Here is a 21,906-nt window from a genome sequence, read left to right as displayed (position 1 = left end):
AATGGGCGGCCGAAGCCGCCCATTTGAAAAGACCGAAACGGCCTGCCTACTTCTTCATGGCGCCCATGACCGCGCCGAGAATGGCGGTCAAGATCGCGCCGCCGCCGGCGCCGCCGACGATGTTCTGCAGGTTCAGCGCGCTGCCGAGACCGCTCGTTGCTGCTGCCGCAGCCGCCGGATCGACCGCACCGCCACCCAGCAGGCTGCCGAGGATCGCCGCACCGCCGACGCCGCCAATGGCTCCGCCCAGGATTTTGGGAAGCTGACCCATCGCCGCCGTCTTGAGCGCCGCACCGACCGCCTGACCACCGATGACGCCAGTAATCACCTGTATGATGATCGGAAGAAGCGTGTTCATGTCCATATGATTAGTCCCTCCATAGCTGTCAGCCTCCCGGGCCGACACCATCATGAGACGCCGAATTGGACGAAAGTCAAATGCAGAAACGCTGAAATAAAAGGGGCGGCCCGAAAACCGCCCCTACTTCCTAAAAAAGCTGTGACTTTCGTTATTCTGCGGCGATCGCGTGCTTGGGCTGAACGGCCGCAGAATAGTCATTCATAAGATTCTTGGCTATTTCGCCGACCTCGAATCGGTAAGGCCCGATCTCGGAAACCGGCGTCACTTCCGCTGCCGTCCCGGTCAGGAAGCACTGCTCGAAGCTTTCCAGCTCTTCCGGCAGGATGGCGCGTTCAATCACCTCCAGGCCGCGATCCTTGGCCAGCCCAATGACCGTGCGGCGGGTGATGCCGTCGAGGAAGCAGTCGGGCTTGGGTGTGTGAATCTTGCCCTCCTTGACGAAGAAGATGTTGGCTCCGGTCGCTTCGGCGACCTGGCCACGCCAGTCGAGCATCATGGCGTCGGCATAGCCCTTGGCCTCGGCGGCGTGCTTGGACATGGTGCAGATCATGTAGAGGCCGGCGGCCTTCGACTTGGAAGGCGCGGTGCGCGGGTCGGGCCGGCGCCATTCCGCCACATCGAGACGGATGCCTTTCAGCTTCTGCGCAGGATCGAAATAGCTCGGCCATTGCCAGATGGCGATGGCGCAGTTGATGCGGTTGTTCTGCGCCGAGACGCCCATCTGCTCACTGCCGCGCCAGGCAATCGGCCGGACATAGGCGTCCTGGAAACCCTGCTTCTTGAGAAGCGTGGAAGAGGCGTCGTTGAGCTCGGCCACCGAATAGGGGATATTGAAACCGAGCAGGCGTGCCGATTCATGCAGGCGCTCGGTGTGTTCGTTGAGCTTGAAGATCTCGCCGCCATAGGCACGCTCTCCCTCGAAAACGGCGCTGGCGTAATGCAGCCCGTGCGTCAGCACATGGATCTTGGCGTCACCCCATTGGACGAATTCGCCGTTCATCCAGATGAAGCCATCGAGTTGATCGAAGGGAACGGATGCCATGGTAACCTCCCACGGGCGGCAGCCCGGATAGTTGTATCGTTGTGTGTTTCGTGTCGGCCGCCCAAAGCGGCTTTTATGGTGGAGCGTAGGCGGATAATTGCGCTCTGGCAAACTTAGGAAATTCCGGAAAAACCGGCTTCCCTTGCCTTTTCGTTCGCAATCCGCCCAAAAGCTTGTCAAAAATTACCATTGCAGGGAAATTACGTCAATAGTACTGACATAATCTCTCTTTCCCACGGAGAAATAATGACGGATCGAAGCCCAGCCGCCGGAAAACCGATCAGGACCGCGATGTCGGTCGAGGACGGCATCGACTTCGCCATCATCGAGCTGCTCTTCTTCGCCTATCGTGACTTCACCTCCGATCCGGACCAGATCCTGGCCGACTACGGCTTCGGCCGGGCCCACCACCGGGTGCTGCATTTCGTCAACCGCAGGCCGGGCCTGACGGTCGCCGAACTGCTCGACGTGCTGAAGATCACCAAACAGAGCCTGGCCCGTGTGCTCAAGCAGTTGATTGACACCGACCATGTCGTGCAGTTGCAAGGTCCGCGCGACCGCCGCCAGCGCGAACTTTATCCGACGGCCAAGGGCCGTGCGCTGGCGCTGGCGCTGGCGCGGCCACAGTCGCGCCGCATCCATGCTGCATTGGGGGATTCCGGAGTAACCGAACGGACCTTGGTGGAACGGTTCCTCGAAGCGATGGTCAATCCGGAACTGAGGGCGCAGATCGACGTTGGGTCCGCAAAAATGTCAGGGAAAAGCCATGGAGAGCACTGAACGGGTCGATCACGCGGCCGCACCGGACGACGACGCGCCACACCTGCTTGTGGTCGACGACGACACCCGAATCCGCAATCTTCTCAAGCAGTATCTGACCGAAAACGGCTTTCGCGTCACCGTCGCCGGCAATGCCGGCGAAGCCAGGCGCAAGCTTGCCGGCCTCGACTTCGACCTTCTGGTGCTGGACGTCATGATGCCGGGTGAGACGGGCGTCGACCTGACCAAGTCGCTGCGGGCCGAAAAGAACGTACCGATCCTGATGCTGACGGCCCTGTCGGAGACCGACAGCCGCATCTCAGGGCTTGAGGCCGGCGCCGACGACTACCTGCCGAAGCCGTTCGATCCGCGCGAGCTGATCCTGCGCATCAACAACATCCTTCGCCGTGGTGGCCCGGCGACCACGCCCAAGGTCGAGCAGTTGGTCTTCGGCCCCTACACCTTCCAGATCGCCCGGCGCGAATTGAAGCGTGGCGGCGAGGCGCTGAAGCTGACCGACCGCGAACAGGAGATCCTGGCGATCTTCGCGGCAAGGGCCGGCGAGACGATACCCCGCCACGAGCTTGTCGGTGACGATTCGGAGGTCGGCGAGCGCACCATCGACGTCCAGATCAACCGGCTGCGCCGCAAGATCGAGCGCGATCCGTCCAACCCGGTCTGGCTGCAGACCGTGCGCGGTATTGGGTATCGGCTCAGCGTGGAATAGAATGCCGCCTGCGGCCTGCTGAGCGGCTGCGGGCAAGCGAAATGAGCGAATGGCAACCACGGAACTGGAACAGCCGGGCAATGGCGGCTTGAGCGCACGCGCCGCGCGGACGCTGAAGGCGGTGCCGCGCGCCTGGAACCGCTTCTGGCGCCTCGTCTCGCTCTATATGCCCAAGCGGCTCTATGCCCGCTCGCTGATCATCGTCATCGCGCCGATGATCCTGCTGCAATCGGTCGTCGCCTTCGTCTTCATGGAACGTCATTGGGCAACCGTGACGCAGCGCCTGTCGCAGGCCACCGTGCGCGACATTGCCGCCATCATCGACCTGATCGAGACCTATCCGCGCGATGCCGACTACACCGCCATCATCCGCATCGCCCAGGACCGCATGCAGCTGAAGGTCGACCTCTTGCCGCCCGACCCGCTGCCCGCGCCCGGCCCAAAACCGTTTTTCTCGATTTTGGATGATGTTCTCTCGTCCGAGATCACCCGCCAGATCAACCGCCCGTTCTGGATCGACACGGTCGGCAACTCCAACATCGTCGAGGTGCGCGTGCAGCTCGAGGGCAAGGTGCTGCGCGTCTTCGTGCGCCGCAGCCAGGCCTATGCCTCCAACACCCACATCTTCCTGATCTGGATGGTCGGCACCTCGCTGGTGCTCCTGATGATCGCCATTCCCTTCCTGCGCAACCAGATCCGGCCGATCCTGATGCTCGCCGAAGCCGCCGAAAGTTTCGGCAAGGGCCGGCCGATGCCGCGCGACTTCCGGCCGCGCGGCGCCGAGGAGGTTCGCCGCGCCGGCTTTGCCTTCATGCAGATGCGCGAGCGCATCGAGCGCCAGATCGAGCAGCGCACCGCCATGCTGACCGGCGTCAGCCATGACCTGCGAACCATCCTCACCCGCTTCAAGCTGCAGTTGGCGCTTTCCGGCGGCAAGGCCGAGACCAAGGCCGCGCTCGACCAGGACATCGACGACATGCAGTCGATGCTCGAAGGCTATCTCGCCTTTGCCCGTGGCGAGGCTTCGGAAGACGCCGGACGGTTCGATCTCGAGGCCTATTTCGAGAAGCTCGACGAGGAGGCCAGGCTGCGCAAGCGCAAGCTGTCGACGACGCTTGCCGGAGACCCCGATGTGCATGTGCGGCCGAACGCCTTTGCCCGGCTGATGTCCAACGTGATCGGCAACGCCTTCCGCTATGCCAAGACGGTGGAAGTCAACGCCACCCATGGCCGCGGCTCGCTGCTGGTCACCATCGACGACGATGGTCCGGGCATCCCCGCTGACCGGCGCGAGGACGTGTTCAAACCCTTCGTGCGGCTCGACGAGGCCCGCAACCTCGATGCCAGCGGCACCGGGCTCGGCCTGTCGATCGCCCGCGACATCGCCCGCTCTCATGGCGGCGACATCACTCTTGAAGACAGCCCGCTCGGCGGACTGCGCGCTGTCATCAAGGTTCCCGCATAACCGGGCACGATTCCGAAAAGTGGAAACCGGCTTCATCGGCCCGTCATGAAACCATGATCAAGAGCGTGCATGAAGCGCGCGACCTCAATTGATTCGGGCCTACCGTCTATCTTCGACCCCGTGCCCGTCCGGGTGCGCTGGAGCGAAGCGAGAGCAGCGGGCTGGTCGCCGTTCCGGCATCGTCTCAAGGCAACCGTCGACCTTTCCTGCAAAGGGCCGCCATGCGCATATTGATGGTCACCGATGCCTGGCGGCCGCAGGTTAACGGCGTTGTCCACACGCTGGAGCGGCTCACCGAGACGCTGAAATCCTTCGATGTCGCCGTGGATTTCCTGACGCCGAACATCTTTCGCACCCTGCCCTTGCCGACCTATCCCGACATCAGGCTGGCGCTGACCACGCCCGGCCATGTCGCGCGGCTGATTGACGCCGGCAGAGCCGACCACATCCACATCGTCACCGAAGGACCGCTCGGCATCATGGCGCGGCGCTATTGCCGCAATGCCGGCCGGCCGTTCACCACCAGCTATCACACGCGCTTCCCCGAATATCTCAGCGCACGGCTGCCGGTGCCGGAGAGCTGGGCCTATCGCTGGCTGCGCGATTTCCACAATTCCGGCCAAGGCACGCTGGTCGCCACCCAGTCGCTCGCAGACGACCTCTCAGCGCGCGGCTTCACCAAGCTGCGGCCGTGGACGCGCGGCGTCGACACCGACCATTTCCGGCCCGACAAGAAGAAGGATCTCGGCTTCCCCGGCCCTGTCTTCCTCTGCGTCGGCCGCGTCGCCATCGAAAAGAACCTCTCCGCCTTTCTCGACCTCGACCTGCCGGGCAGCAAGGTGATCGTCGGTGAAGGCCCCGAGCTTGCCAGGCTCAAGGCAAAATATCCGCAAGCGCATTTCCTCGGCCATCGCCCCAACGACGAACTGGCCGAGATCTATGCCTCGGCCGATGTCTTCGTCTTCCCGAGCCGCACCGACACGTTCGGCAACGTCATCATCGAGGCATTGGCCAGCGGCACGCCGGTTGCCGCCTATCCGGTGACAGGGCCGATCGACATCGTCGGCGACGGCTTTGGCGGCGCGGTCTCCAACGATCTGCGCGAGGCCTCGCTTGCGGCGCTCAATGTAGACCGTGCCGAAGCCCGCGAACGTGCCATGCGCTATAGCTGGAAAGCCTGTGCGGAGATGTTTCTCGATACGGTCGAGGAAGCACTGGGCACAACGCGCAAGCTGGCGGCCTGACCAAAGGCTGGCGGCACCGTACTGTTCGACATCAGCAACACGGAGGAAGCGCGAAGGAACGCGACGGTCGTTCCTCTAGCCTAAAACAACCGCCCGCCATCCTGCACCTTGCGCTCAATCGCGCCGAGCACCACAGCGCCCTCTTCGTCGGGAAAGCCGAGCGTCAGCACTTCCGACATGAATGGACCGATCTGGCGCGGCGGGAAATTGACCACCGCGAACACCTGCCGGCCGATCAGCGTCTCCGGTGTATAATATTTGGTGATCTGCGCCGACGATTTCTTGATGCCGATGCCGGGGCCGAAATCGATCTTCAGCTTGAATGCGGGCTTGCGCGCCTCGGGAAACGGTTCGGCCTCGACGATCGTGCCGGCGCGGATGTCGACACGATCGAAATCGGCAAAACTGATCTCGGGCTTGCGCTCGCTGTTCGAACTCATCTTGGTCTTGTCTGCCTTACGGGGACTCAGGCGTTGCCGTAGGTCTCGAACAGCACGCCGGCCAGGGCGTCCTTGGCCGAGGTTCCCGACCAGACGACGAACTGGAACGCCTGGAAATAGCATTCGCAGGCTTCCAGCGCCGACGACAGCAGCACTTCGACCTGCTGGCTCGACGGCTCGACCCCGCCGGCCAGCAGCAGCGACTGGCGGAACATAATCGCGCCCTCCTGCTCCCAAAGGTCGAAATGGCCAAACAGCATCTGCTCATTGATCAACGACAAGAGCCGCATCACTTCCAGCGCGCGGGTCTCCGGCACCTTGATGTCGAAGGCACAGGCCAGGTGCAGCGCTTCGAAATCCTCCATCCACGAAAAGGAGACGTGATAGTCGGTCCAGCTTCCGGCAACCGAGATCGAAATCTCGTCGTCGCCTGCCCGCTCAAAGGACCAGTCGTTGTTGTGGGCCACCTGCTCGATAACATCCACCGGATGGATTTCGCGGGAGAATTCGAGTTCGAGAAGTTCCATGGAATGCTTCCTGTCGTTCTGTACGAGCGCCGCCACACGCTCCGCGGGAGGGCACACACAACGAACAATCTTGTCTAGAACTCGGACGGCCAGGACTTTCCTGCGCAAAAGACTACTTCTCGACGCAAAGACCCCAGACCGGACCCCACCGCCCGGTCGCATGACCCTGCTCCGAATCATGCAACAAATTCAGTCTATTGATCGGGAGTCGCGTGAACAGCCCAATTTTTCGCACTGCGTCATTCGCATGTGGAAAGCCGCTGTCACAAAGATTCATGCAATGCCGTTAAGCGATTCACGGCAAAGCGCTTTTCAGGATCGGGCTATGTGGAAAAGTTTAACGATTATTTTTTTTTGCGCGGGGCTTGGCCGCCGCCGCCGGTGCGGCGTCACCGGCCAGTTCCGCAAGCTTCGCCTCGAGCACCTCGATACGGGCGGCAAGGCGGGTGTTTTCTTCTCGGGCCTTGGCGGCCATCTCGCGCGCGGCCTCGAACTCTTCGCGCTGCACCACGTCCATGGTGTTGAGGATGCGTTCGGCCTGGCCTTTGAAGGCGGTCTCCACCTCCCGGCGCACGCCCTGGGCAGCGCCGGCGGCATCGGTCATCAGCTTGGCGAATTCATCGAGAATGCGGTTCGGTCCGGTCGACATGGCAAATCCTCGCTTGCTCGAAATGAGGTAATGGCGCCGCGCGTCGAATGCAAGCATGTTGCGCCGCGCTGCGGCATCAAGTCGAGGGCGCCCACCTTGCCTTGACCCTGCCAAAACCCTGCCGCATGGTCCGCGCGCAAACGCGTTTCGCAATGAGAGTTCCCCGTTGAACGAATATTTCCTGCTGCCGCTGGCCTCCCTACCCTTCCCCAACATCAACCCGATCCTCATCCAGATCGGGCCGCTGGCGGTGCATTGGTATGGCGTCGGCTATATCGTCGGCATCCTGTTCGCCTGGTGGTATGCCAAGCGGCTCGCCTCTAATGCCAAGCTATGGCCGAACGGCGTCCTGCCGATGAAGCCGGAGGATCTCGACGACTTCATCGTCTGGGCGGCCATCGGCGTCGTGCTGGGCGGCCGCACCGGCTATGTGCTGTTCTATGATCTGCCACGCTACATCGCCCACCCGCTCGACATCTTGGCGGTCTGGCAAGGCGGTATGTCGTTCCATGGCGGCCTGCTTGGCGTCATCCTCGCCATGACGCTGTTTTCCATCAAGCGCGGCATCCGCATCTGGTCGCTGTTTGACGTCGTGGCGGCCGGCGTGCCGGTCGGCCTTGGCCTGGTGCGCGTCGCCAACTTCATCAACTCCGAGCTATGGGGGCGCCCGACCGACGTGCCCTGGGCTTTCGAATTCCCCAATGGCGGGCCGTTTGCCCGTCACCCGAGCCAGCTCTACGAGGCGCTTCTCGAAGGCGTGGTGCTGTTCCTCGTGCTGCGCATCCTCACCCATTCGCGCCTCAAGCTGAAGACGCCGCGCTTCGTCGGCGGCGCCTTCATCTGCGGCTACGGCCTGTCGCGCATTTTCGTCGAGTTCTTCCGCGAGCCCGACCAGCAGCTCGGCTACCTCCTCGGCACCAACTGGCTGACCATGGGCATGATCCTGTCGACGCCGATGGTGCTGGCCGGTATCTGGGCGATGCTGACCGCCAGGCCGGTGGCGCAGCCGCAGCCGGCATGACACGGCTGAAAACCCGCATCGTCGACCTGATCGAGGCATTGGGGCCACTTCCGATCAACGAATACATGGCGCTGTGCCTGTTCGACCCGGCGGACGGCTACTACACGACGCGCGAGCCTTTTGGTGCGGGCGGCGACTTCATCACCGCGCCGGAAATCAGCCAGATGTTCGGCGAACTGGTCGCCGTGTGGATGTACCAGGCGTGGCAGGCGAGCGGCCGGCCGCTGCCGGCCACCATCGCCGAGATCGGCCCCGGCCGCGGCACGCTGATGAAGGACATGTTGCGTACGCTGTCGCGGCTCGATCCTGATCTGGCCAGCGGCGCCACCTTCGCCATGATCGAGACCAGCCCGCGCCTGACCGAGGTGCAGAAGCAGACGCTTGGCGCCACACCCTTCGCGGTTGGCTGGCATGAAACCATCGAGACCTTGCCGCAGCAACCGCTGTTCATCGTCGGCAACGAACTGTTCGACGCCGTGCCCATCCGCCAGTTCGTCCGAGCCGGCACCGGCTGGCGCGAGCGCATGGTCGGCCTCGACGAGACCAACGACCTTTGCTTCTTCGCCGGCGCCGGTTCGGTCGACCCGACGCTGCTGCCCGCCGATGCCACTCAAGCGCCGCAAGGTGCGATTGCCGAAGTGGCGCCTGCCCGCACCGCGCTCATGGCAACGATCGCCGAGCGCATATCCAGGCATGGCGGCGTTGGCCTGTTTCTCGACTACGGCCATTTCCAGCCGGGTGTCGGGGACACGCTTCAGGCCTTGCGCAGCCACGATCACGAAGATGTGCTGGCCAATCCCGGTGAGGCCGACCTCACCTCCCATGTCGATTTCGCCGCCCTTGCCGCGATCGTGCGTGCACATGGCCTCGAAGCCCATCTGACGACACAGGGCGACTTCCTCCTCGGCATGGGTATCCTCGAGCGCGCCGGCCGGCTTGGCGCCGATGCCGGCCAGGCGGCGCGCGAAAGGATCGCCGGGGACGTCGAGCGCCTCGCAGGGCCGCAAGCCATGGGCGAGCTGTTCAAGGTGCTTGCGGTGCTACCCCGCGGCGTGGAGGTTCGGCCTTTCGCCGGGGCGGATTGACTTTTTACCGCCACCCCTCCCAATCTCCCGTCCGCGCTTTGCAGCGCCTGTTCTCGACCAAGCACCTTCTTCTTGACGAAACCGCCCACACGGACAACAACGCCCGCATGCTGAATCAGACCAAACCGGATCCCGTTCGGTCGCCGCTGCTGGACAAGGCGCGGGCACAAGGCATCCGCCACGGCTATTTCACCCGCGTCGGCGGTGTCTCCGGCGGCATCTACCAGGGCCTCAACATCGGCACCGGATCGAATGACGACCCGATGCTTGTGGCGCAGAACCGCGGCCGCGTCGCGGCATGGATGGGCGTGCCGGCGAGCCATCTGTTGACCGCCTGGCAGGTCCATTCGCCCGACGTCATCATCGCCAGGGAGCCCTTTGCCGGCGAGCGGCCCAAGGCAGACGCCATCGTCACCGACCGGCCGGGCATCGCCATCGGCGCTTCTACCGCCGATTGCGGTCCCGTGCTGTTCGCCGATGCGCAGGCGCGCATCATCGGCGCCGCGCACGCCGGCTGGAAAGGCGCGTTCACCGGCGTGCTCGAAAACACCATCCTGGCGATGGAAAGCCTCGGCGCCCGGCGCCAAAACATCGTCGCCGTGCTAGGCCCCTCCATCGGCCCGAAAAACTACGAGGTCGGCCCGGAATTCGTCGCCCGCTTTGTCGAAGTCGCCGCCGAAAACATCCTCTATTTCGCGCCGTCCGCCAATGCCGGCCATGCGATGTTCGATCTCAACCGCTACACGGTTGACCGGTTGGCCAAGGCCGGCGTGACGGCTGAGGGCCTTGACCGCTGCACTTACGCCGAGGAAGGCCTGTTCTACTCCTACCGGCGCACCACGCATCGCAAGGAGCCCGATTACGGCCGGCAGGTTTCGGCAATTGTCTTGGAGAGGGAATAATGGCGCTGCATTTTGAACGATCTGAATTTGACGCGCGGCGCGACCGGCTGATCATCGAGATGGCCGAAAAGAAGCTCGACGCCATCCTGCTGTTCGCGCAGGAAAGCATGTACTGGCTGACCGGCTACGACACGTTCGGCTTCTGCTTCTTCCAGTGCCTGGTAGTGAAGGCCGACGGTTCGATGGTGCTTCTGACCCGCTCGGCCGACCTGCGCCAGGCGCGTCAGACCTCGATTATCGACAATATCGTCTTGTGGACGGACCGCAACGGCGCCAATCCGGCGGTCGACCTGCGCAATCTGCTCAACGAACTCGACCTGCTCGGCGCCCGCATCGGTGTCGAATACGACACCCATGGCCTGACCGCGTTCAATGGCCGACGGCTCGACGAACAGTTGCAGACCTTCGGCCAGATCGCCGATGCGTCCGGCATTGTCGGCCGTCTGCGCCTGTTCAAGAGCCCGGCCGAGGTCGCCAAGGCCGAGAAGGCCGCCAATCTTTCCGATGATGCGCTCGACGCGGCGCTGCCGCTGATCAAGCAGGGCGGCGACGAAGCCCTGATCCTGGCCGCCATGCAGGGTGCGATCTTTGCCGGCGGCGGCGACTATCCGGCCAACGAATTCATCATCGGCTCCGGCGTCGATGCGCTGCTGTGCCGCTACAAGGCCGGCCGCCGCAAGCTCACCAAAAATGACCAGCTGACGCTCGAATGGGCCGGCGTCTTCAACCACTACCATGCGCCGATGATGCGCACGGTGCTGACCGGCAAGGTGTCGAAGCGCCATCAGGAACTGTTCGACGCCGCCCGCGCAGCACTCCTGGCTGTCGAGAAGGCGATGATGCCGGGCAACAGCTTCGGCGACGTCTTCGATGCTCATGCCCGCACCATGGAGGCCCACGGCCTGACCAAGCACCGGCTGAACGCCTGCGGCTATTCAGTCGGCGCCCGCTTCACCCCGTCCTGGATGGACATGCCGATGTTCTACCAGGGCAATCCCGAACCGATCGCGCCCAACATGACGCTGTTCGCCCATATGATCATCATGGACTCCGATACCGAGACGGCGATGACGCTTGGCCGCACCTACCTGACCACCGAATCCCAGCCCAAGCCGCTGTCCCGCCATGATCTCGACTTGATCGTACAGTGAATCCACAATGGGAGGCGTTCTTCGCCAAGGAGTTAGAAGGCAAATGAGACGATCGCATGTGACGACCGTGTCATTGCTTGTGGCATTGGCTCTTGCCGCCTGCACCAACGCAAAGGACGTGCTCGAACCGTCGGCGATCACGCCGCCGGCGACGTCGACCCAGACGCTGCCCGCAACGTCAGGCAGCACGGTTCCGGCCGGGCCCGCCACCAGCACGGCGGGCGCTTTCGCAACCACCGCCGCACCGGTCACATCAGCCCAAAGCGCTGCCATCCTGTCGAAGCCCCGCCTGCAGATCGCGCCGATCGTCGGCGCTTCGGTAGAAGCCGCGACACCTCTGACGGCGGAGTTGCAGACCCGCGCCAGGCAGCGCGGTATCACGCTCGCCGGCAGCGCCGACCAGACCGTGACACATGTGCTGAAGGGCTATTTCTCGACGATGTCGGAAGGCGCCGACACCACCGTCATCTATGTCTGGGATGTCTATGACCCCGCCGGCAACCGGCTGCACCGCATCAATGGTCAGCAGAAGGCCCCGTCGGTCAATTCCGGCGCCAGCGTGGGCGGCGACAGCTGGAAGGGGGTCTCGCCGGCCACCATGCAGACGATCGCCGACCAGACCATCGACCAATTCGCGGCCTGGCTCGGCGGCAAGGCCGGCTAGAGGCATCGGACCCAAAAGTGGAGACAGTTTTGGGAAAATCCCATGCCCAACGAGAAGAAGGAGCAGCGCAAGTCCGCTGCTCCCTGTGGCAGCCCGGCGATGGCGCGGAGCTTTCTTGAGTTTAGCCGGCGGATTCCCGATCTCGGCGCTTGCAATACCGGCGCGGGCCGCTAAAAGCCCGGTTAAAGGGCGCAAGCGAGTCCGTCAGGTCTCATCATCCTCCACCAGGAACCGTGCATGAAACTCTTCGCGGGCAATTCCAACAGGGTGCTGGCCGAAGCGGTCGCCCGGTACCTCAACGTCCCGCTGGGCAAAGCCACGGTCAGGCGCTTCGCCGACCAGGAAATCTTCGTCGAAATCCAGGAAAACGTGCGCGGCGAGGATGTCTTCATCCTGCAATCGACCTCGTTCCCAACCAACGATCATTTGATGGAATTGCTCATCATGATCGATGCCTTCATGCGTTCCTCGGCCAAGCGCATCACGGCGGTCATCCCCTATTTCGGCTACGCCAGGCAGGACCGCCGCGCCTCCGGCCGCACGCCGATCTCGGCCAAGCTGGTCGCCAACATGATCACCCGCGCCGGTGTCGACCGCGTTCTGACGCTTGACCTGCATGCCGGCCAGATCCAGGGCTTCTTCGACATTCCGACCGACAATCTGTTTTCCGTGCCGGTGATGGCCCGCGACGTGAAGGCCAAATACAAGCAGCTCGGCAACGTCGTGGTGGTCTCGCCCGACATTGGCGGCGTGGTCCGCGCCCGTGCGCTGGCCAAGCGCTTCGATGCGCAACTGGCCATCGTCGACAAGCGCCGCGAGCGTCCCGGCGAATCGGAAGTCATGAACATCATCGGCGCGGTCGCCGGCAAGGATTGCCTGCTTATCGACGACATCGTCGATTCCGGCGGCACGCTGTGCAACGCCGCCGATGCGCTGCTGGCCAACGGCGCCACCAGCGTCACCGCCTATATCACGCACGGCGTGCTGTCGGGCGGCGCGGTTGCCCGCATCAGCGGTTCGAAGCTCCAGGAACTGGTGATCACCGATTCCATCCAGCCGACGCAGGGCGTGCTCGATGCTCCCAACATCCGCGTCATCTCGATCGCCGACCTGATGGGCGAAGCCATTTCGCGCACCGCGACCGAAGAATCGGTGTCGAGCCTGTTCGACTAGAGCAATTCCAGGAAAAGTGTGAAGCGGTTTTCCGTCTAGAACCGCGTCAAAACAAAGAGTTAGAGCAGATCGCCGTTTCCGTGAAACGGTGAGATGCTTCTAGAACAGCACCTGCCGTTACGGCGCAGAGCTTTCCAACCGAACCGGCCCGATCAGGCGACGAGCGACCTCGACGCTCTCTCGTGCGCCGCGCATATAGCCGCGCGGCGAGGTCCCCAGCATGCGCTTGAACATGGTGATGAAGGCCGGCACGCTGTCATAACCGAGATCGAGCGCCACCCTGGTGATCGGCTCGCCGTCCGCCAGCCTGGGCAGCGCCGCGAACAGGCAGGCCTGCTGGCGCCATGTCGACAGCGACAGGCCGGTCTGGCGCTGGAAGGCGCGGGTGAAGGAGCGGCGGCTCATGCCGGCGGCATCCGCCCATTCATCGATCGTCGCGTGCGGCGACGGTGCGGCGACGAAGCGCCGGCACAGCGCCGACAGCCTCGGATCGGACGGGAATGGCAGCCCGAGAGGCCGTTCCGGCAAGGTCGGGATTTCGTGCAGCAAAAGGTTCATGATCAGCCCACCGCGTCCTTCCAGAACGCCGCCTTGCGGCAGCTTTTCCGATTCCACGATCAGGCTGTGCATCAGGTCGGTGACGCCGACGACGCGCAAGCCTTCGGGCAGCCCGGGGATCGCCTGTGGCATGACATAGACCGAACGCATCGAGACATCGCCCAGCATCTCGACGGAATGCTCGGTGCCGGCTGGAATCCACATCGCGTGGTCCGGCGGCACCATCCAGCGCCCGTACCGCGTCGTCACCAGCACCACGCCGACAAGCGCATGCAAGAGCTGGCTGCGGCTGTGGCGGTGCTGCGGCACGCGGTAGCCGTCCGGATATTCGGTCGGCAGTGCCACCGCCGGCCCGGCCACTTGCTCAAGCCATTGCCAACGGCTCTCGTGCAACTGGCCAAGATTGGCATTGCCGACGTGAAAGACTTCTTTGCCGTGCGGCATCCGATATGGCCCACTTGCGAAACTATTGGACCAAACCACGAAAGAAGTCGTGTCGCAAGCGGCTTATAAGGCACCGTCCCCAGGCGCCCCACAGGAGCGTCCGACAAGGCGGCCGCAGGAGCGGCCGTCAACTGCCTGCGGGTGTGCCCGCCAAAAAGACCACGGAGCCTACCTTGACCGATACGACAGCCGCCAGCGTCGCCCCACCGGCGACCACCAGTCACGCTTCAGCCCAGGCGACGGCCTTCACCGTCATCCTGGCGGTGAGCTTCTGCCATTGCATCAACGATATCATGCAGTCGCTGCTGTCGGCCATTTACCCGCTCCTGAAAGAGAATTATGGCCTCGATTTCTGGCAGATCGGCTTGTTGACCTTCACCTTCCAGGTGACCGCGTCGCTGCTGCAGCCTGTGATCGGCATGATCACCGACAAGCGGCCGATGCCCTATTCGCTGCCCTACGGCATGGCGTCATCGCTGATCGGCCTGATTGTGCTCGCCTATGCCGGGCATTATTCGCTGCTGCTGATCGGCGCCTCGCTGATCGGCATCGGCTCGGCGATCTTCCATCCGGAATCCTCGCGCATCGCCCGCTTCGCCTCCGGCGGCCGCTTCGGCCTGGCGCAGTCACTGTTCCAGGTTGGCGGCAATTTCGGCCAGTCCATGGGGCCGCTGCTGGCGGCCTTCATCGTCGTGCCGTTCGGCCAGACCAGCATTTCCTGGTTCGCCGTCGGCTCGCTGATCGGCATCATCGTTTTGTGGCAGGTCGGCGGCTGGTACAGCCGGCTGCGTGCCGCGCAGGGCACCCGCAAGGCGGCGAGCTTCGTTTCGCCTTTCCCGCGCCGCAAGGTGACGAATGCATTGATCGTGCTGACATTGCTGGTGCTGAGCAAGAATGCCTACATCGCCAGCCTCGCCAGCTACTACACCTTCTATTCCATGCATAAGTTCGGCGTTTCGGTGCAGATGTCGCAGGTCATGCTGTTCCTGTTCCTCGGTGCCTCGGCGCTGGGCATCCTGCTCGGCGGCCCGTTCGGCGACCGCTACGGACAGAAGGCGATGATCTGGTTCTCCATCGTCGGCGTGCTGCCTTTCACGCTCGCCCTGCCCTACGCCAATCTGGAATGGACGATGGTGCTGACGGTGCTGATCGGCCTGATCCTGTCCTCGGCCTTCTCGAACATCGTCGTCTTTGCGCAGGAGCTCGTGCCGGGCCGCGTCGGCATGATCGCCGGCATCTTCTTCGGCTTCGCCTTCGGCATGGGCGGCATCGCGGCGGCCGTGCTCGGCATCGTCGCCGACATGAAGGGCATCGATTTCGTCTTCCAGATCTGCTCGTATTTGCCGTTTCTTGGATTGCTCACCGTGTTCCTGCCGAACATGAAGGAAGCACGCAAAGCGCAGTTAGTTGCCTAGATCACGCTAATCTGAACCTCACAAAAAATGCACCCGCCTGATGGCGGGTGCATTTTTGTAGGCTATTCGGAAAGCCCTATGCCTTGAAGAAGGCCAGCAGGTCGGCGTTGATGACATCGGCATGGGTTGTGGCCATGCCGTGCGGAAAACCCTCGTAGACCTTAAGCTCGCCCTTCTTGAGCAGCTTGATCGTCAGCAGCGCCGAGTCGGCGATCGGAACGATCTGGTCGTCGTCTCCGTGCATGACCAGGACCGGCACGTCGATTGCCTTCAGATCCTCCGTGAAGTCGGTTTCCGAGAAAGCCTTGATACAATCATAATGCGCCTTGGTGCCGCCCATCATGCCCTGGCGCCACCAATTGTCGATGACGCCCTGCGAGATGTCCGCGCCCGGGCGGTTGAACCCATAGAATGGACCGGCGGGAACATCGCGGAAGAACTGGGCGCGATTGGCTGCCTGGGCGGAGCGGAAGCCGTCGAAGACCTCGATCGGCAGGCCGCCGGGATTGGCAGCGGTCTTGAGCATGATCGGCGGCACCGCGCCGATCAGCACCGCCTTGGCGACACGGCCTTCGGCGCCGTATTTGGCGACATAGCGCGCCACTTCGCCGCCGCCGGTCGAATGGCCGACATGGATGGCGTTCTTGAGGTCCAGATGAGCGGTGAGTTCCGCGACGTCGGCGGCATAGGTATCCATCTCGTTGCCGATATCGGTCTGGGTCGAGCGGCCGTGGCCACGACGATCATGTGCAATGACACGGTAGCCCTGTGACAGGAAGAACAGCATCTGAGCGTCCCAATCGTCGCTGCTCAACGGCCAGCCGTGATGAAAGACGACAGGCTGCCCGGTCCCCCAGTCCTTGTAGTAAATCTGCGTTCCGTCCTTGGTGGTGATCGTACCGCTGCCGGAACTGGGCTTGGTTTGCGAGGTCATCTCAATCTCCTTCTGTTATTTTCGCGATAAACGATATCGCGATAACGATTTAGCTAGCGCGACTCAAAACCCTTGTCCACAAAAATATGTATCGCGATATTATTTTTCGTGGTATCGAATTGACGCCCATATTGGCAAAAGGAATGCGCCGTGCCTCTCCCGTTGGACAATCAGCTCTGTTTCACGCTCTATGCCACCAGCATGGCCATCAACCGCAGCTACAAGCCTATGCTGGACGAGATGGGCATCACCTATCCGCAGTACCTGGTACTGAACGCGCTTGGAGAGGCTGACGGCATGTCGGTCGGCACGATCGCCCACAGGCTCGCTCTGGAATCGAGCACCGTCACGCCGCTGGTAAAGCGAATGGAGCAGGCCGGGCTGGTGACCCGCCAGCGCAGCCAGACCGACGAACGCCAGGTGCAGGTCGACCTGACATCAGCCGGGCGCGGGCTGCTGGTGCAATGCAACTGCCTGAATGAAGCCTTGATCGAGCGCTCGGGCATGACGCTGGCGCAGCTCGATGCCTTGAACCGGCAGATCCAGGCGCTACGCGCCGCGTTGATCGGCGACCGGTAGCCGGCCCGGCCTTCTCGACGGTCGGACCTCACCCGCCGGCCTCTGCCCGCGAGATGCATCCTCGAAGACATTCGCGGATCGAACGCGACGACTGCGTCAGGGCGCGTCGCCCAGATAGATGCGGTGGAGATCGTCACGCGCTGCAAGGTCGGCCGCCGGCCCTTCGAGCGCCACGCGGCCGGTGTCAAGAACATAGCCGCGCTGTGCGTAGGCAAGCGAGAGAGCCGCATTCTGCTCCGCCAGCAGAAAGGCCGTCCCTTTCTCCCGGTTAAGGCGCGCGATGATCGCGAAGATTTCCTGAACGATGCGCGGTGCGAGCCCCATGGAGGGCTCGTCGAGCAGGACGAGCCTTGGTTGCGTCAACAACGCCCGGCCGATGGCCAGCATCTGCTGTTCGCCGCCGGACGCAAGCCCGGCATGCGTGCGCCGCTTGTCGCGCAGGCGTGGAAACCAGCCGTAGACGTCGTCGAGCTGACGCTGCAGCTCCTTGCGGCTTGGCCGGTGCAGAAATGCGCCGGTCAAGAGGTTCTCCTCGACCGTCAGATGCGAGAAGACATGGCGCCCTTCCATGACGTGGACGATGCCCCGCGTTGCCAGTCTGTTGGCCGCAAGCCCGAGAATATCCTCACCGTCGAGGCGAATATGCCCCCGGCGCACCTTGGCCCGATCGGCGCTGGCCAGGCCCGAAATCGCCTTGAGCACAGTACTCTTGCCGGCACCGTTGGCTCCAAGCAAAGCAACGATTTCGCCGTTGCCGATCGTCAGCGACACATCGGCGACGGCCAGAATGGCGCCCCCATAGACGACTTCGATGCCCGACACTTCGAGAAGGGTGTCCTGATCAGCCGCCGGGGCGACGGGCTTCGATGTCGTGGTCATGGCGTTTCTCCTTATCGTGGGAAACCGTCAAAGCGGCCGCCGCGTCCTGTCAGTTGCTGCCGATATCGCGGGGCGTAATTCCATGCTCCTTGGCATAGGCCTCGGATTTCGCGTTGATCAACGGACGCAGCGTTGTGCGATCGGCCTGCACCCAGTCGCTGACGAGAGACCATTTGGACCCGTTCCATTGCTGCACGCGCACCGCGCCGCCGCCCTCATGGTCCGAGGGCGTCAGTTGGAGGTTCTGCACCAGGCCTCGGAAACCTGCCCTTTCAAGGGCTGCGTCATCAAGCTTCAGGTGCTCCAGCGCCCACTGGCCTTCTTCTCCGGTGATCGGGCGGTTGCCGAACTTGGCCTGGGCCTGCCGAACGATCTCCACAGAGAGCAGGGCGCCGACGAGACCTGAATTGTAATAGACGCTGCCGAAGGCCTTGGTATCGCGCAGGTCGGACTTGCCGGCGTCGATGATGTCCTTCTTCAAACGCTCGTGGATCTTGAAGTCGGCGCCGGCCGGATAAGGCGTCAGCGCCAGATATCCCTTCGCCGCTTCGCCGGCCGGGATCACGTCTTCCTCGGACGAAGCCCAGACATCGCCGATGATGTGGTCGGCGGGAAAGCCGAAACGCACCGCGGTCTTGATGGCTACCGGCGTCGAAACACCCCAGGTTCTCAGGAACACCCAGTCCGGCTTTGCTTCGCGGACCTGCCGCCACTGCGAGGATTGTTCGCTGCCCGGATCGGCAACGGGAATCTGGATATTCTCGAAACCGTATTTCTTTGCCAGAAGGGCGAGCGGATCAAGCGTCTCGCGGCCATAGGCGCTGTCATGGTAGACGGTGGCGATCTTCTTTCCCTTGAGCTTGTCGAAGCCGCCTTCGCGCTCGGCAACATAGTTCACGACCGCCGACGCCTCGCTGTAGAAGGTCACCATGACCGGAAAGATATAGGGGAACACACGCCCGTCGGTGGCCTCGGTGCGACCGTAGGCAAGTGTTACCAGCGGTATCTTGTCCGCGGCCGCGCGGTCGGAAAGTGCATAGGCGGCAGGCGCGCCGTTCGGGAAATAGGCGGCGACCGGAGCGCCGTTCAGCCCGTGCTTGAAGCGCTCATAGCATTCGATGCCCTTTTCGGCCGTCCATTCCGTCTCGCATTCCTGCCAGGCAATCTTGACGCCGTTTATGCCGCCTTCGACTTCGTTGATATAGCGGTAATAATCGATCTGCCCGGCCCAGATGGAAGCGCCCGACGCCGCATAGGGGCCGACGCGATAGCTGGCGATCGGGAAAAACTGTTTGTCGCTGTCGGGACCCGGCTGGGTTTCAACGGCCTTGGCTGCACTGGCAAGCAGCAGCAACGAAGTGGCAGCCGCCAGGGCAGCGCGCAAGAGCTTTTGGTGCATGGCGAGCTTTTGGTGCATGGTGAACTCCTGTTTCAGGCAAGGAGGGGCACGACGCCCCTCCCCCGGTGGGACTATCAAGTGGAATATCAATTGGTTTCGGTATCTGGCGTACGCGGTGCGATGCCGTGTTCCTTGGCATAGGCGGCGGCTTGCTGCTCGATCAGCGGCCGTAGCGCTTCGTGGTCGGCCTTGATCCAGTCGGTCTGGAGAACCCACTTCTTGCCATCCCAGCTCTGGATGCGGGCAGCGCCGCCGCCTTCATGGTCAAGCGGCGTGATCTGGATCGGCTGCAGCAGGCCGACAAAGCCGATCTCCTTGAGACGGTTTTCGTCGATGGTCAGATGCTCGAAGGCCCACCGGCCTTCCTCGCCATTCAGGGGACGAGCGCCAAACTTCTTGTAGCCGGTGCGGAGCGCCTCCACGGCGAGCGCGGCATTGACCAGACCGACATTGTAATTGACGGCGCCGAAATACTTCTGATCGCGCAGGTCGGACTTGCCGGCGTCGAGAATGAATTTCTTGAGCCGCTGATGGATCTCGAAATCGGCCCCCGCCGGATAAGGCGCAAGGGCGGAATAGCCGATCGCCGCCTTCCCGGCCGGGATGACGTCGGATTCGGAGCCGGCCCAGACGTCGCCGATGATATGATCGGCCGGAAAGCCGAAGCGGGCTGCCGTCTTGATGCCCACCACGGTGGAGACACCCCAGGTGCGCAAGAACACCCAGTCCGGCTTCAGCTCATGGACCTGGCGCCATTGCGGCGACTGTTCATTGCCTGGATCGGCGACGGGGATCTGGATGTTCTCGAAGCCGTATTTCTTGGCGAGCAGGTCGACAGCGGGCTGGGTGGCACGCCCATAGGCGCTGTCGTGATAGACGGTTGCTATCTTCAAGCCCTTGAGCTTATCGAACCCACCGACCTTGGACGCGATATAGTTGATGCCGGTCGAGGCCTGGCTGTAATAGCTGAACAGCAGCGGGAAGGCATACGGGAACACCCTGCCGTCGATGGATTCGGTGCGCCCACCGGCCGGATCGATCAGCGGGATCTTGTCGGCGGCAGCCTTCTCGAGCAGCGCATAGGTCGCGGGCGTACCGTGCGTGAAGAAGAAAGCGATCGGCGAACCATCCTTGCCGCCCTTGACCCGCTCGTAGACCTCGACAGTCCGGTCCGGGCTCCACTCGGTCTCGAACTCTTCGTAGTTGAGTTTTATCCCGTCGATGCCGCCCTCGACCTCATTGATATAGCGGAAATAGTCCCTTTCGCCTGCCCACCAGAGTTCGCCCGAAGAGGCGTAGGCACCGACACGATAGGTCGGCAGCGGGATATATTGCGACACATCCGCGGCGTTGAGCGTGGCGGGGCTCGCCACGAAGGCGCCACCCGCCAAAAGCGCGGCAATGATCAGTTTCTTCACGTCTGTCTCCTGATTTTGAGCCGCGCAAGGCGGCGATTGCCTAAATCTCCACGCTGTCTTTGCAGCAAGCGGGCTAGTCCCTCCGGTTCCTTGATGAGAAACCAGAGGATGAGGACCCCGAAGATCACCTTCTGGATGTTCTGAAGCAGTCCGGCGTCGACATGGCCGCCGAGCAGCCGCTGGAACAGCCAGTCGAGCGCCAGCGGCAACAGGCTGACGAAGGCGGCTCCGAAATAAGCGCCGCGAATGGTGCCCATGCCGCCAATGATGATGATGAAGAGTATCTGGTAGGATCGCGTCAGGCCGAAGCTCTGCACGCTGGCCGATCCGAGATACGCAAATGCCCAGAGTGCGCCCGCAATGCCCAAGATGAAGCTCGATACGGCGAAGGCCTGGAGTTTCGCGCGCAGGATCGGCACGCCGATCACGGCCGCTGCCGTATCCATGTCGCGGATGGCCATCCAGTTGCGACCGGTCTGGCTGCGCACGAGATTGTAGGAAAGCCAGGTCAGCACGGCGACGCTGGCGAGCGTCAGGTAATAGCGTCCGTGCGGGCTGTTGAGATCGATGCCGAAGACGGACAGACCCGCTGGAAGCGAGATCGTGGCGGACGGATCACCGTTGTAGAACCACGGAAATTTGAGAAACAGCCATTCGAAGAAGAACTGCGCGGCAAGCGTGCTGACGATCAGATAGAAACCCTTGATGCGGGTCGAGGGAAAGCCGAAGGCGAACCCGACCGCGCCGGCGACGATGCCGGAAGCTATCAGCGCGAATGGCAGCGGCAGTTCGGGCAGCCGCAGCTGGAAGGCAAATGCCGCATAGGCGCCCACCATCATGAACGCACCGGCGCCGAGCGATATCTGGCCGGCATAACCCGTCAAAAGGTTAAGGCCGAGACCTGCCAGCGACAGAATAAGGAACGGCACGGCGATAGCATTGATCCAGTATTCCGTGGCGAGGAAAGGTAGGGCAACAATGAGGGCAGCTGCGGCTATGCCGGCCAGTGTCCGGGTGCTTGCGCCCTCGCCTATGCCGCCGGTAAGCCGGAGTTCAATATCGGACATGAT

24 protein-coding genes are annotated in these 21,906 nt (G+C 62.8%); 13 read left to right on the top strand and 11 right to left on the bottom strand.

Annotated elements, in window-relative coordinates; all coding sequences use genetic code 11:
- Positions 1-46: 46 nt before the first annotated feature.
- Together EOA19_RS12510 and EOA19_RS12505 are read right to left on the bottom strand one after the other, a co-directional pair.
- Positions 47-364: a hypothetical protein gene (locus EOA19_RS12510; RefSeq protein WP_023809804.1), complete on the bottom strand. Its 318-nt coding sequence runs from the start codon at positions 362-364 to the stop codon at positions 47-49.
- A 145-nt stretch (positions 365-509) separates the two neighbouring features.
- Entirely contained in the window at positions 510-1,403 is an 894-nt protein-coding gene (locus tag EOA19_RS12505; protein WP_127297709.1) for a branched-chain amino acid aminotransferase, read from the bottom strand.
- A 246-nt stretch (positions 1,404-1,649) separates the two neighbouring features.
- On the opposite strand from EOA19_RS12505, the gene EOA19_RS12500 reads away from it, so the two are divergent.
- The 4 genes from EOA19_RS12500 (at position 1,650) to EOA19_RS12485 (ending at position 5,598) form a co-directional block, all read left to right on the top strand.
- On the top strand, positions 1,650-2,183 hold the full coding sequence (locus tag EOA19_RS12500; RefSeq protein WP_027039379.1) for a MarR family transcriptional regulator: 534 nt from the start codon (positions 1,650-1,652) through the stop codon (positions 2,181-2,183).
- Positions 2,170-2,889, top strand: coding sequence for a response regulator transcription factor (locus EOA19_RS12495; RefSeq protein ID WP_013530014.1), 720 nt, complete (start codon positions 2,170-2,172; stop codon positions 2,887-2,889). The genes EOA19_RS12500 and EOA19_RS12495 overlap by 14 nt, the downstream gene beginning before the upstream one ends.
- Positions 2,890-2,938: 49 nt before the next feature.
- Entirely contained in the window at positions 2,939-4,354 is a 1,416-nt protein-coding gene (locus tag EOA19_RS12490) for an ATP-binding protein (protein WP_128303773.1), read from the top strand.
- Positions 4,355-4,575: 221 nt separating this feature from the next.
- Complete coding sequence (locus tag EOA19_RS12485) at positions 4,576-5,598, top strand: glycosyltransferase family 1 protein (RefSeq protein WP_128303772.1); 1,023 nt, start codon at positions 4,576-4,578, stop codon at positions 5,596-5,598.
- A gap of 80 nt (positions 5,599-5,678) precedes the next feature.
- Here the strand turns inward: EOA19_RS12485 and EOA19_RS12480 are convergent, their stop codons facing one another.
- The 3 genes from EOA19_RS12480 to EOA19_RS12470 form a co-directional block, all read right to left on the bottom strand.
- Entirely contained in the window at positions 5,679-6,038 is a 360-nt protein-coding gene (locus EOA19_RS12480) for a tRNA-binding protein (RefSeq protein WP_128303771.1), read from the bottom strand.
- 26 nt (positions 6,039-6,064) lie between these two features.
- Complete coding sequence (locus EOA19_RS12475) at positions 6,065-6,565, bottom strand: YbjN domain-containing protein (protein WP_013893499.1); 501 nt, start codon at positions 6,563-6,565, stop codon at positions 6,065-6,067.
- Between the two features lie 337 nt (positions 6,566-6,902).
- Positions 6,903-7,214, bottom strand: coding sequence for an accessory factor UbiK family protein (locus EOA19_RS12470; RefSeq protein ID WP_128303770.1), 312 nt, complete (start codon positions 7,212-7,214; stop codon positions 6,903-6,905).
- A 166-nt stretch (positions 7,215-7,380) separates the two neighbouring features.
- Here EOA19_RS12470 and lgt point away from each other — a divergent pair, with 166 nt between their 5' ends.
- The 7 genes from lgt (at position 7,381) to EOA19_RS12440 (ending at position 13,210) form a co-directional block, all read left to right on the top strand.
- Positions 7,381-8,235, top strand: coding sequence for a prolipoprotein diacylglyceryl transferase (gene lgt / locus EOA19_RS12465; RefSeq protein ID WP_128303769.1), 855 nt, complete (start codon positions 7,381-7,383; stop codon positions 8,233-8,235).
- Positions 8,232-9,320, top strand: a complete 1,089-nt coding sequence (locus EOA19_RS12460; protein ID WP_128303768.1) for a class I SAM-dependent methyltransferase — start codon at positions 8,232-8,234, stop codon at positions 9,318-9,320. Before lgt ends, EOA19_RS12460 begins: the two co-directional genes overlap by 4 nt.
- Before the next feature lie 107 nt (positions 9,321-9,427).
- A complete protein-coding gene (gene pgeF / locus EOA19_RS12455; RefSeq protein ID WP_128303767.1) occupies positions 9,428-10,222 on the top strand; it encodes a peptidoglycan editing factor PgeF in 795 nt (264 codons plus the stop codon).
- On the top strand, positions 10,222-11,373 hold the full coding sequence (locus EOA19_RS12450) for a Xaa-Pro peptidase family protein (protein WP_128303766.1): 1,152 nt from the start codon (positions 10,222-10,224) through the stop codon (positions 11,371-11,373). Before pgeF ends, EOA19_RS12450 begins: the two co-directional genes overlap by 1 nt.
- Positions 11,374-11,416: 43 nt before the next feature.
- Positions 11,417-12,037 (top strand): hypothetical protein, encoded by a 621-nt coding sequence (locus EOA19_RS12445; protein ID WP_128303765.1) that lies wholly within the window; start codon positions 11,417-11,419, stop codon positions 12,035-12,037.
- Between the two features lie 42 nt (positions 12,038-12,079).
- Positions 12,080-12,211 (top strand): hypothetical protein, encoded by a 132-nt coding sequence (locus EOA19_RS36390; protein ID WP_281040476.1) that lies wholly within the window; start codon positions 12,080-12,082, stop codon positions 12,209-12,211.
- A gap of 63 nt (positions 12,212-12,274) precedes the next feature.
- Complete coding sequence (locus EOA19_RS12440; protein ID WP_013530002.1) at positions 12,275-13,210, top strand: ribose-phosphate pyrophosphokinase; 936 nt, start codon at positions 12,275-12,277, stop codon at positions 13,208-13,210.
- Between the two features lie 117 nt (positions 13,211-13,327).
- Here the strand turns inward: EOA19_RS12440 and EOA19_RS12435 are convergent, their stop codons facing one another.
- Positions 13,328-14,212 (bottom strand): helix-turn-helix transcriptional regulator, encoded by an 885-nt coding sequence (locus EOA19_RS12435; RefSeq protein ID WP_128303764.1) that lies wholly within the window; start codon positions 14,210-14,212, stop codon positions 13,328-13,330.
- 173 nt (positions 14,213-14,385) lie between these two features.
- On the opposite strand from EOA19_RS12435, the gene EOA19_RS12430 reads away from it, so the two are divergent.
- Positions 14,386-15,627, top strand: a complete 1,242-nt coding sequence (locus EOA19_RS12430) for an MFS transporter (protein WP_164892912.1) — start codon at positions 14,386-14,388, stop codon at positions 15,625-15,627.
- A gap of 76 nt (positions 15,628-15,703) precedes the next feature.
- On the opposite strand, the gene EOA19_RS12425 is transcribed toward EOA19_RS12430, so the two are convergent.
- On the bottom strand, positions 15,704-16,561 hold the full coding sequence (locus EOA19_RS12425) for an alpha/beta hydrolase (protein ID WP_023809818.1): 858 nt from the start codon (positions 16,559-16,561) through the stop codon (positions 15,704-15,706).
- 150 nt (positions 16,562-16,711) lie between these two features.
- On the opposite strand from EOA19_RS12425, the gene EOA19_RS12420 reads away from it, so the two are divergent.
- Positions 16,712-17,140, top strand: coding sequence for a MarR family transcriptional regulator (locus EOA19_RS12420; RefSeq protein WP_023809819.1), 429 nt, complete (start codon positions 16,712-16,714; stop codon positions 17,138-17,140).
- 96 nt (positions 17,141-17,236) lie between these two features.
- Here EOA19_RS12420 and EOA19_RS12415 read toward each other — a convergent pair whose 3' ends face one another.
- The 4 genes from EOA19_RS12415 to EOA19_RS12400 form a co-directional block, all read right to left on the bottom strand.
- Complete coding sequence (locus EOA19_RS12415) at positions 17,237-18,019, bottom strand: ABC transporter ATP-binding protein (RefSeq protein WP_128303763.1); 783 nt, start codon at positions 18,017-18,019, stop codon at positions 17,237-17,239.
- A gap of 49 nt (positions 18,020-18,068) precedes the next feature.
- The gene (locus EOA19_RS12410) at positions 18,069-19,418 is read right to left on the bottom strand and encodes an ABC transporter substrate-binding protein (RefSeq protein WP_128303837.1); all 1,350 of its coding nucleotides are present in this window, start codon (positions 19,416-19,418) and stop codon (positions 18,069-18,071) included.
- Between the two features lie 86 nt (positions 19,419-19,504).
- Positions 19,505-20,809: an ABC transporter substrate-binding protein gene (locus EOA19_RS12405; protein WP_245486151.1), complete on the bottom strand. Its 1,305-nt coding sequence runs from the start codon at positions 20,807-20,809 to the stop codon at positions 19,505-19,507.
- Positions 20,810-20,832: 23 nt separating this feature from the next.
- Complete coding sequence (locus EOA19_RS12400) at positions 20,833-21,903, bottom strand: branched-chain amino acid ABC transporter permease (RefSeq protein ID WP_128303761.1); 1,071 nt, start codon at positions 21,901-21,903, stop codon at positions 20,833-20,835.
- Between the last annotated feature and the right edge of the window lie 3 nt (positions 21,904-21,906).

Source organism: Mesorhizobium sp. M7A.F.Ca.US.010.02.1.1 (assembly GCF_004023085.1).
In the GTDB taxonomy this organism is placed as follows: domain Bacteria; phylum Pseudomonadota; class Alphaproteobacteria; order Rhizobiales; family Rhizobiaceae; genus Mesorhizobium.
Note: the sequence above shows the minus strand (reverse complement) of the source record. Positions and strands in the feature narration are given on the sequence as shown.